Genomic DNA, 9,313 nt, shown 5'->3' on the forward strand with positions numbered 1-9,313 from the left:
GATCTCCCCGGCCACATCGACGTAGTCCGTGCCCGTCGAGGCGCACGCCTCCACCAGCGGCAGACCGTGGACGCCGTACGGACCGACCGTGCTGACCACCAGCCCGGTTCCGGCGACGATCTGCGCCAGCCGTGCCGGATCGGTCAGGTCCGTGCTCAGCAGGGGCCAGTCCGCGGCCCCCGCACCCAGCGCGTCGCGCAACGCACCCAACCGCTGCTCCGACCGGCCCGCGAGACCGATACGCGCGTCCGGCCGGGCGGCGGCGAGATACCGGGCCGTCAGCGAGCCGACGGACCCGGTGGCCCCGAAGAGCACGATGTCGAGCTCGCGGCCGACCCGCATGCGCCGACGCTACCCGGATCACGGCGAACACGTCCGCCGATTTCGAAGGGTCCGTGGCTTCCGGGGCGCGTTGCGGCGGCTGCGCAAAGTGAATTATGCCCGCGCGAACTGCTTTTCGTTGTAGAGCCGCGCCCACTCGGCCCGGGGCCGGATCGACACGTCGACGTCGGTCGCCTTGGCGCGCAATGCGCCGGCGGTGGCCTGCTCCTTCGGCGTCAGCTTGAACGGATCCCAGCTGAAGAAGCGGCAGGAGTTCTCCCACGTGATCTTGTTGATGTCGGAATCCGAGGCGCCGGCGGCATTCAGCTCGGCGAGCACCTGCTCGGGCGCATCCGGCCAGAAGCAGTCCGAGTGCGGATAGTCGCACTCCCAGGCGATGATGTCGATTCCGATCTCGTGGCGCAGCTTCAGCGAGGTCTTGTCGGTGACGTAGCAGGCCAGCGAGTGCTCGCGGAACACATCGCTGGGCAGCTTGTCCCCGAAGTCGCGGCGCAGCCACTTCTGGTTCGTGTAGTGCCGGTCGCTGCGGTCCAGGTAGAACGGGATCCAGCCGATGCCGCCCTCGGAGAACGCGAACTTCAGATCCGGGTAGTTGCGCATCGCCGGGCCCCACAACAGATCCTGGGCGCACATCGCCGAGACCTGGGTGGCCAGGATGATCAGGTTGTCGATCGGCGCGTTGGGCGCCATGCTGATCGCGCCGAACCCGGTGCCGATGTGCAGGCACATCACCACGTTCTCCTCGGAGAGGGTGCGGAACACCGGGCCCCAGTACTCGTCGTCGTGGTAGCTCGGAAGTCCTTCCAGATGCGGCAGTTCGGGCATCGTCACCGCGCGGCAGCCCTTGGCGGCCACCCGGCGGATCTCCTTACACATCGCCTCGGGGTTCCACGTCGGCAGGATCGCGATCGGGATGAACCGGTCCGGGTATGAACCCGCCCATTCGTCGATGTGCCAGTCGTTGTAGGCCGACACCATCACCAGCGTGGCCTCTTCACGATGCATGTTGAGGTGACGCGCGGAGAAGCCGGTGAACGTCGGGAAGCACATCGAGGCCAGGATCCCGTTGCGGTTCATGTCCCGCACCCGCTCATGCACGTCGTAGACCCCGGGGCGCATCTCCGCGAACCCGGCGGGATCACGGCCCCACTCCTCGGCGGGCCAGGACACCACCGCGTTGAGGCCGCTGACCCCCTGCGGCCTGCCCTGGTACATCCACTGGTCGACGCCCTTCTCGTCGGTGACGACGATCGGCGCCTCCTCCTTGTACTTGGCGGGCACGTGCCGCAGGAACATGTCGGGCGGTTCCACCACGTGGTCGTCGATGCTCACCAGGATCAAGTCGTCTTTGTTCACCGTGCTCCTTCGTGCTCCTCGCGCCGCGGGCTCCCGGCGTCCGCGCCTGCGTACCTCAAGTAGTACCGTCTGACAGCGTGACCGTCTCCGCGTCATCGGACAGAGTTTTGTCCCAACCGGCCAACGTGATCCCGCGGCGGGTGATCGAGCTGCGCCGTGGTGGTTGCGCGCTCGGCGGTAGTTACCTCTACGAGGGTGACGCGTTGATCACCGGCTGGCACTCGCACGAGGTGCACCAGATCGAGTACGCGCTGCACGGGGTCGTCGAGGTGGAAACCGATTCGGCGCACTATCTGCTTCCGCCTCAGCAGGCGGCGTGGATCCCGGCCGGCCTCGAGCATCAGGCGGTGATGCATCCCGACGTCAAGACGGTGGCGGTGATGTTCGACCGCACCCTTATTCCCGACGGTGGCGATCGGGCCCGGATTCTGGCGGTGTCACCGCTGATCCGCGAGATGATGATCTACGCGCTGCGCTGGCCCATCGACCGGGATCGCGGCGACGACGTCTCCGACGGATTCTTCCGCACGCTGGCGGCGCTGGTCTGCGAAGCGCTCGACCACGAGGCGCCCCTGAGCCTGCCTACCTCGGATCACCCGATCGTCGCCGCGGCGATGGACTACACCAAGAACCATCTCGACACCGCCACGTGTGAGGGTGTCAGCCGCGCCGTGTCGGTGTCGGAGCGCACGCTGCGCAGACTGTTCGCCGACTCACTCGGATTACCTTGGCGCACTTACCTGTTGCATGCCCGGATGTTACGGGCGATGGCACTGCTGGCCGGGCCGGCGAAGACGGTGCAGGAGACCGCGACCGAGGTGGGCTTCGAGAGCGTCAGCTCGTTCACGCGGGCCTTCACGCAGTTCTGCGGCGAGACGCCGTCGGCGTACCGCAAGCGGGTCGCCGACGCCTCGTGAGCCGGTCAGTCGGACCCGGGACGCCGGAACAGCCCGTCCCGCAACAACGAGTCGACGGTGCCCTGCCAGCGCTGCAACTGAGTCGGTGAGATGAACGGCTCCTCGAGATGCCGGTCGAGGTGGGGCCGGAGGCTGATGGCGCCGAGCGCGAGGACCAGACCGTTGATCGATGCCCACGTGACGTCGACGTCGGGGCGGAGCTCACCTCGCTCGAGCCGCTGCTGCCACCGCGCGACGCCCGCGGCGAAGAGCGTGTCGAAGATCTTCACACCGGCTGGGCTTCCGTCTACCAGGGCGCGACCCAGGTAGGAAGCGACGTCGGGTTTCTCGATGAACAGGCTGCTGATCCTGCTGCCGATCTCGGCGACGGAATCGCCCGGTGGCTCTGACAGCGGCCGGGTGAACGTCGTGGTGAGCAGCCCCAGCACGTACTCGTCGACGGCGTTGATCAGGCCCGCTTTGGTGGCGAAGTGATGCTGCACCAGACCGAGGGAGACCCCGGCCGCCGCGGCGACACCCCGCATCGTGGTCGCCGCGGCGCCGTTCGCCGCCAGGCTGCGTAACGCCGCTGCCCGGATCCTCTCGATGCTGCTGGGCTCCTCTTCGGCCGCCCCGCCTACCTCTGACACCACAGTGTTCACCGTAGACAACACCATCACCAACCGAGTCGACAATACATCGGTATTGTTTCTACGGTACAAACGTATTGGTGCGAAGGGAAGGAAGGGACGGTGTCACATGAACTCGATACGTATCGATGAGGAGGCGTGGACCGCGCCCTGCACGCGCGATCCTGACCGATGGATGATCACCGCTGACGAGGGAGCCAAGTCGCTGTGCCGGGCCTGCCCGCGGCGCTGGCAGTGCGCGCGGGACGCGTGCGTGACGCCCGGCGCCGTCGGTTTGTGGGCAGGCATCGTGTTGCCCGAGGGCGGCCGCAACCGGCAGTTCGCGCTCAAACAGCTGCGCTCGCTGGCCGAGCGCAACGGGTTCTCCGCCACGAGGCGGTGAGTCAGCGGTTGGGTGTGGTGACCGCCGAGGACTGTCCCGGGGATTCGATGAAGTCCTCGAGCAGCTCCACGACCTGGCTCGGCGTCTCGACGTGTGGGAAATGACCCACGCCGGGCAGAACCTCCAGTCGGCATCCGGGCCGCAACTTCTCCAGCTCGTAACCGTGCTCGACGGGAATGATGTGGTCCTGATCGCCCCAGATCACCAGCAGCGGCAGATCCGAGGTCAGGTGGAGCCGGTTCAGTGCGCTCACCGCCTGACCCCGGTAGTCGACGACGGAGCGGAGGGTGCGGAGGAAGGCCTGGCGAGTCTGCGCATCGGACAGTGACGAGTAGGCGCTCCACATCTCGGCGCCCCGGGGCGACTGGATGTTCGCCGCGGAGAACCAGCGGCGCAGTTTGTTGCCGGCCCGGACGACCGGCGGCGGCGCTATGACCGGCAGCAGAAGTTCGGCTCCGGGCGCGGACAGCAGGCGCAGCGTCCAGCCGACATCCTGACCGAGGCCCCCGCTGCTGATCAGCACCAGGCGCTGGCAGTAGTCGGGATGCTGGTAGACGAACTGCATGGCCACCCCGCCCCCGAGCGACTGACCGACGACGGTGACCCGCGTGATGCCGAGTTCGTCGAGCAGGTCACGCAGACCGACGGCGAACGCGCCCAGCGAGTAGTCGCTTCTCGGTTTGGCGGACTGCCCGTGACCGAGCAGATCCGGTGCGATGACCCGATGTCGCTTCGACAGTTGAGGCAGCACCGCGCGCCACGTCTCGGAGCTGCCGGCCATCCCGTGCAGCAGCAGCAAGGTCTCGTCGCCGCACCCCACGTCTCGGTAGGCGACGCGATCGCCGTGCAGATCCAGGTACTTGAGGTCGCTCATGTGCCCTATGTCCCCCATCCGTGACGGATTACCCGCCATGTTCGCAGAGCATCCCAGCCGGTACGCGCTGCCGTGCGCATCGCAACATGCCCGGGCAGCGGGTGAGCGGCGCCACGAGAACGTGTCGATGTGAAAGGTTTCGCGGGCTTACGGCGGGGTAATTAACGGCCCAGTTCAGCGCATCGAGAAGGAGACGTCATGGCCGACAGGGCCGAAGGCACCGCCAGTTCAGACGACCCGTTCAACGAGACCGTCGCCACCACTGGGCTCTTTCTGATCATCACCGCGATCATCTCCCTGGCGTTCGCGGTGGCGAGTTGGACTCTGTCGGAGAACCTCATCGCCCTCTTCGCCGGAGCCGTCGCGGTGGTGAGCTTCACCGCGAGCATCCTGTGCTTCCGGAACCAGTCCGGCGACGTCGCGCCGGCTCCCGCTGAGTTCTCCGCCTGACGCGCCGCCCTGTCGGCGCTTCTTCACGCCGCCGACGCTTCTTCTGCGCTGCCGCACGCCGCCAGGAACCGTTCCCACTGCTGGCGGGATGGCCTGATCATGCCTGCGACGACCTCGTCGTCACGCACCGCGAAGTCCGGCGCCAACCGACGCAACACGGCCAGGAGCTCGACGACTTCGGCGGCAGGGCTCTCCCAGTCGCTTCCGAAGATACGCTGGCGCATCGAGTCGCGAACCTCGTCGATCTCGGCGCGCAGATCCCACGGCGGCACGCGAAGCCCGTCGCCGCACCGGGCCACCTGCTCCTCGTACCGGTCTTCCCAGAACTCGACGTGCCATCCCGGCCAAATCGCCGGCTCCGCGTCGAGCATGGCCGCCACATCCCGGGTTCTCCACACCCCGACGGACTTGAGGCCGGGATCGATGTGCACCCCGCCCGTCGGCAGGACCTTCAGCGCCACCCTGGCGCGTCCTCGACCGGGTAGCGCGTCCAGCAGGGATGGGCCGTAGGCCTCGGGATACCAGTACTCGGACACCGGCCAGAACCGCACGCTGCCGTCGGCCCCGACGACGGAGATCACCTGGCACGGCCAGTACCGACTTGTCACCAAGTTGATCAGCGGCTCGGGAGCCAGGTCTGTCGGCGGACAGTCCTCCCCGACATAGCCCGCGAGTTCACGGGTTCCGCCGTACGCCCATCCCACCTGGAATCCCGCCCACACCGTCGCAAGAGCCGGTAGCAGAACTCGCCGTGTCGGCACCCGGTCCATCAGTTCGTCGCCGCAGAACAGCAATCGGTTGCGGTCGAGATCGATCACCGCTCCGCCGCTTCCCGGTATCACGCCGTAGAAGTCGCGCTCGTCGGACCGCCGGAACGACGCGATGTGGCGCAACGCCAACTCCGGTCCACCGATCAACATGTCAAGGATCCGGCGGCTCGCCCAATGCCAGTCGTACGCCTGCCAGTCGCCGTTCTCGACGACGACGAATTCTCCCCAGTGCTTCATGACGCCCCCTTTTGTCAGGACGCACCGTGCGGTGCGCTTCTTGGGGACGAGTGTGCGACGACGCTCCGACAACTTGAGTGCGCGATGCCACCGTTCACAGGTGATCCATGTGGCCAGAAGCGAAATATGTTCAGCCAGAGTTGATTACGGAGAACCAATGGTGCGGGCGGGGGGATTCGAACCCCCACGCTCTTTCGAACACGGACACCTAAAGACCGCGCGTCTTCCCTTCCGCCACGCCCGCAGTGGGAGTCATCGTACCAACCTCAACATGTCGGAACCTGTCTCTAGATTGGCGTTGACGATAAGGGAGCAGGCCATGACGAGGTCCGTCGACGAGTTCGAGAACGTCAGGCAGCTGATCGCAGCAGGGCTGAACGACTGCGCCATCGCTCGTCAGACCGGGATACCTAGACCCACCGTCCGAGACTGGCGTCGTAAACCTCCCCGGAGCTTGACACGTCCCGGCGCAGCGTCGTCCTGCGGGGTTCTCCATGACTTCGGCTCGCTACCCCAAGCTCCGTATGCCTACCTCCTCGGCGTTTACCTGGGAGACGGCTGCATCTCGCGAGGTGGCCGGGCGTGGCGGCTACGTATCGCATGCGACACCAAGTACCCGGCGATCATCGAGCGATGCCGCCAAGCGATCGACGCTGTCATGCCGCGGCAGCGCGCTGCCTTGGTAAAGAGAAAAGGCAACTGTGTCGAGGTCTGCCACTACTCCAACCACTGGCCGTGCCTGCTTCCTCAGCACGGACCCGGACGCAAGCACCATCGGAAGATTGCGCTGGAGCCATGGCAACAAGAGATCGTCGACCGCGAGACGGAGGAGTTCGTCCTGGGGCTGATCCACAGTGACGGTTGCCGCGTCGTCGCCAATGACCGCGGTGTCCTCAGCGTGAGATACCACTTCAGCAACCGCTCTGAGGACATCATCGGACTGTTCACCGCGGCGCTCGACCGCCTCGGCATCCCGTGGCGGCGATCCTCTGCCTACATCGTCTCCATCTACCGCAAGGCCGCGACCGCCCGCCTGGACGAATTCATCGGGCCGAAGGATGTCGCGGTACCGTTGAACCGTGTCCACTACACGGCGTAGGAGGCCGGCGCTCATCCTGTTGGTGACCGCCGCCGCTGCCGGCTGCCTCGCGCTGGCGTGGTGGCAGTGGACCCGCTACGAGTCGACCTCGGGCAGTTTCCAGAACCTCGGCTACGCGATGCAGTGGCCGTTGTTCGCCGGATTCTGCTTCTATGCGTACTACAAGTTCGTCCGCTACGAAGAAGCCCCGCCCGACCCCCATCCGCAGGAGACTGTCACCGAGATCCCGGCCGGGTTGCTGCCGGAGCGACCGCAGCCGGCACGCCGGCCCGGCGCCGACCCGGAGGCCGACCCGACCCTACGGGAGTACAACGCCTATCTGGCCGAACTGGCCAGGGCGGACGACGACCAGAAGAACCAGCAGACAAGAGGAACCGGTACGTGACCGCACCCGAATCCCCCGCTCCGCTCGTCCCCGTCGAGGCCATCCGCAAGGCGCTGACCGGATACCGCGTCCTGGCCTGGGCCACCGGTCTGTGGCTGATCGCCCTCTGCTACGAGATGGTGATGAAGTACGCGTTCAACGACGACTCGCTCGGCTGGATCGCGGTCGTGCACGGTTGGGTGTACTTCGTCTACCTCCTGTTCACCGCCAACCTCGCCGTGAAGGTGCGCTGGCCCATCGCCAAGACCGTCGGCATCCTGCTGGCCGGCACCGTCCCGCTGGTCGGCATCATCGTCGAGCACTTCCAGACCCAGAACATCAAGTCACAGTTCGGTCTCTGAGCGGAGTTCGCCGGGCGCACCGATAGCTACACTCGGTGCGGTGTCAGCCAGCCCCGGCGTGCGCTGCGGCGCCGCCTCGGCGGGCCCGCACAGCCACGCATCCACGAGAGATCCCGCCCTCACCGGTCTGCGGGCGGTCGCTGCGTTACTGGTGGTCTGTACCCACGCGGCGTTCGCGACCGGCTACCTCACACACGGCTACCTCGGCGCCATGTACGGCCGCCTGGAGATCGGCGTCGCGTTCTTCTTCGTGCTGTCGGGCTTCCTGCTGTTCCGCCCCTGGGTGCGGGCTGCCGCGGGGCGCCGTCACCCGCCGTCGGTGAGCCGCTACGGCCGGAACCGGTGGCGCCGGATCGTGCCCGCCTACGTCGTCACCGTGGTCGCGGTCTTCGAGATCTACACCGTCTTCGACCCGGGGCCCAACCCCGGGCAGACCTGGCACGGGTTGCTGCGTCATCTGACCTTCACGCAGATCTACATCGACGACTACTTGGTGACGTTGCTGCACCCTGGCCTGTCTCAGATGTGGAGCCTGGCCGTCGAGGTGTCGTTCTACGTCGCTCTCCCGCTGCTGGCGTTCCTGGTGCTGCGGGTCCTCTGCCGCGGTCAGTGGCGACCGGCGCGAGCGCTCGCCGGGATCGCGTTCCTCGCGGCGGTGACACCGGTGTGGCTGGCCGTGGTGAACACCACGGAGGTCTTGCCGAACTCGGCGGGGATGTGGCTGCCGGCCCATCTGGCCTGGTTCGCCGGAGGGATGGCGCTGGCGGTGCTGGAGGCGATCGGTGCGCGCTGCGCCGCGATCGTCGCGATCCCGGCGGCCGCCGTGCTGTTCCTGGCCGTGTCGACCCCGCTCGGCGGCACGCTGGCCGGACCGGATCCGGCCTGGACACCGATCGTCAAGTCACTTCTGTACGCGGTGATCGCGACGCTCGCCGTGGCGCCGGTGGCGCTCGGCAGCCGGGATTCGTACGCGCGGGTGTTGGCCAGCAGACCGATGGTGTGGCTCGGCGAGATGTCCTACGAGATCTTCCTGGTCCACGTCGCCGTGATGGCGCTGACGATGCACCTGGTGCTGTCCTGGCCGCTGTTCACCGGTTCGATGCCGGTTCTGATCGCGGCCACGCTGCTGCTGACCATCCCGGTGGCCTGGCTGCTGCACCGGATCACGCGACCTCAGATCAGGGAGCGCAGCGACGGCAGCAGCGCGGCGAGCGCGCGGCCCCGGTGCGACGACGCGTCCTTCTCCGCCGGGCTCAGCTCGGCGGCTGTCCTCGCCGAACCGGTGGGCAGGAACACCGGGTCGTAACCGAATCCGCCGTCACCGCGGACCTCGCGGACGATGCTGCCCGGCCACACGCCGCGCACCACCACCGACTCACCGTCCCCGGTACCGAAGACCAGCGCGCACCTCGACGACGAACAGCGGCACCAGCGCGATGCGCAGCCCGAACGACGCCCACCCGGTCGCGAAATTGGAGAACAGCGCCGCGCGGTAGGCGCGGTGGCGGAACACCGTGCGGAACGGCACGGG

11 protein-coding genes, 1 tRNA gene and 2 pseudogenes are annotated in these 9,313 nt (G+C 67.1%); 7 read left to right on the forward strand and 7 right to left on the reverse strand.

What is annotated here, in order from left to right; all coding sequences use genetic code 11:
- Both ASJ79_RS11755 and ASJ79_RS11760 read right to left on the reverse strand, forming a co-directional pair.
- On the reverse strand, positions 1-342 hold a 342-nt coding region (locus tag ASJ79_RS11755; RefSeq protein WP_197420174.1), incomplete at its 3' end, for a saccharopine dehydrogenase NADP-binding domain-containing protein.
- 93 nt (positions 343-435) lie between these two features.
- Entirely contained in the window at positions 436-1,698 is a 1,263-nt protein-coding gene (locus ASJ79_RS11760; RefSeq protein ID WP_156448388.1) for an amidohydrolase family protein, read from the reverse strand.
- 77 nt (positions 1,699-1,775) lie between these two features.
- On the opposite strand from ASJ79_RS11760, the gene ASJ79_RS11765 reads away from it, so the two are divergent.
- A complete protein-coding gene (locus ASJ79_RS11765) occupies positions 1,776-2,615 on the forward strand; it encodes a helix-turn-helix transcriptional regulator (protein WP_082753789.1) in 840 nt (279 codons plus the stop codon).
- A gap of 5 nt (positions 2,616-2,620) precedes the next feature.
- Here ASJ79_RS11765 and ASJ79_RS11770 read toward each other — a convergent pair whose 3' ends face one another.
- Entirely contained in the window at positions 2,621-3,247 is a 627-nt protein-coding gene (locus ASJ79_RS11770) for a TetR/AcrR family transcriptional regulator (RefSeq protein ID WP_231750826.1), read from the reverse strand.
- A 106-nt stretch (positions 3,248-3,353) separates the two neighbouring features.
- Here ASJ79_RS11770 and ASJ79_RS11775 point away from each other — a divergent pair, with 106 nt between their 5' ends.
- On the forward strand, positions 3,354-3,626 hold the full coding sequence (locus tag ASJ79_RS11775; RefSeq protein ID WP_067955299.1) for a WhiB family transcriptional regulator: 273 nt from the start codon (positions 3,354-3,356) through the stop codon (positions 3,624-3,626).
- A gap of 1 nt (position 3,627) precedes the next feature.
- On the opposite strand, the gene ASJ79_RS11780 is transcribed toward ASJ79_RS11775, so the two are convergent.
- Positions 3,628-4,500: an alpha/beta fold hydrolase gene (locus ASJ79_RS11780; RefSeq protein ID WP_067955301.1), complete on the reverse strand. Its 873-nt coding sequence runs from the start codon at positions 4,498-4,500 to the stop codon at positions 3,628-3,630.
- A 198-nt stretch (positions 4,501-4,698) separates the two neighbouring features.
- Here ASJ79_RS11780 and ASJ79_RS11785 point away from each other — a divergent pair, with 198 nt between their 5' ends.
- The gene (locus ASJ79_RS11785; RefSeq protein WP_067955303.1) at positions 4,699-4,950 is read left to right on the forward strand and encodes a hypothetical protein; all 252 of its coding nucleotides are present in this window, start codon (positions 4,699-4,701) and stop codon (positions 4,948-4,950) included.
- A gap of 23 nt (positions 4,951-4,973) precedes the next feature.
- Here ASJ79_RS11785 and ASJ79_RS11790 read toward each other — a convergent pair whose 3' ends face one another.
- Both ASJ79_RS11790 and ASJ79_RS11795 read right to left on the reverse strand, forming a co-directional pair.
- Positions 4,974-5,957 carry a hypothetical protein gene (locus ASJ79_RS11790; protein WP_067955305.1) on the reverse strand — a complete coding sequence of 328 codons (984 nt, stop codon included), beginning with the start codon at positions 5,955-5,957 and terminating at the stop codon, positions 4,974-4,976.
- 158 nt (positions 5,958-6,115) lie between these two features.
- Positions 6,116-6,201: transfer RNA gene (locus ASJ79_RS11795), tRNA-Leu, on the reverse strand.
- A gap of 75 nt (positions 6,202-6,276) precedes the next feature.
- Between ASJ79_RS11795 and ASJ79_RS32150 the strand changes: the two genes are divergently transcribed.
- From ASJ79_RS32150 to ASJ79_RS11815, 4 genes and pseudogenes are all read left to right on the forward strand, one after another.
- Complete coding sequence (locus tag ASJ79_RS32150; RefSeq protein ID WP_067955316.1) at positions 6,277-7,056, forward strand: LAGLIDADG family homing endonuclease; 780 nt, start codon at positions 6,277-6,279, stop codon at positions 7,054-7,056.
- A complete protein-coding gene (locus ASJ79_RS11805) occupies positions 7,037-7,441 on the forward strand; it encodes a hypothetical protein (RefSeq protein ID WP_067955307.1) in 405 nt (134 codons plus the stop codon). The genes ASJ79_RS32150 and ASJ79_RS11805 overlap by 20 nt, the downstream gene beginning before the upstream one ends.
- On the forward strand, positions 7,438-7,782 hold the full coding sequence (locus tag ASJ79_RS11810) for a DUF3817 domain-containing protein (protein ID WP_067955309.1): 345 nt from the start codon (positions 7,438-7,440) through the stop codon (positions 7,780-7,782). Before ASJ79_RS11805 ends, ASJ79_RS11810 begins: the two co-directional genes overlap by 4 nt.
- 40 nt (positions 7,783-7,822) lie before the next feature.
- Positions 7,823-8,959, forward strand: a pseudogene (locus ASJ79_RS11815) (acyltransferase family protein); the annotation flags it as partial.
- On the opposite strand, the pseudogene ASJ79_RS32155 reads toward ASJ79_RS11815, so the two are convergent.
- Positions 8,956-9,195: pseudogene (locus ASJ79_RS32155) on the reverse strand (non-canonical purine NTP pyrophosphatase); the annotation flags it as partial. The pseudogenes ASJ79_RS11815 and ASJ79_RS32155 overlap by 4 nt on opposite strands.
- Between the last annotated feature and the right edge of the window lie 118 nt (positions 9,196-9,313).

This window comes from Mycobacterium sp. NAZ190054 (assembly GCF_001545925.1).
Taxonomy (GTDB): domain Bacteria; phylum Actinomycetota; class Actinomycetes; order Mycobacteriales; family Mycobacteriaceae; genus Mycobacterium.

Excerpts from the sequence above, each read along its gene's own strand:
- ASJ79_RS11775 (WP_067955299.1), top strand. The coding sequence starts at position 3,354 with ATGAACTCGATACGTATCGATGAGGAGGCGTGGACCGCGCCCTGCACG.
- ASJ79_RS11780 (WP_067955301.1), bottom strand. The coding sequence starts at position 4,500 with ATGAGCGACCTCAAGTACCTGGATCTGCACGGCGATCGCGTCGCCTAC.
- ASJ79_RS11785 (WP_067955303.1), top strand. The coding sequence starts at position 4,699 with ATGGCCGACAGGGCCGAAGGCACCGCCAGTTCAGACGACCCGTTCAAC.
- ASJ79_RS11790 (WP_067955305.1), bottom strand. The coding sequence starts at position 5,957 with ATGAAGCACTGGGGAGAATTCGTCGTCGTCGAGAACGGCGACTGGCAG.
- ASJ79_RS32150 (WP_067955316.1), top strand. The coding sequence starts at position 6,277 with ATGACGAGGTCCGTCGACGAGTTCGAGAACGTCAGGCAGCTGATCGCA.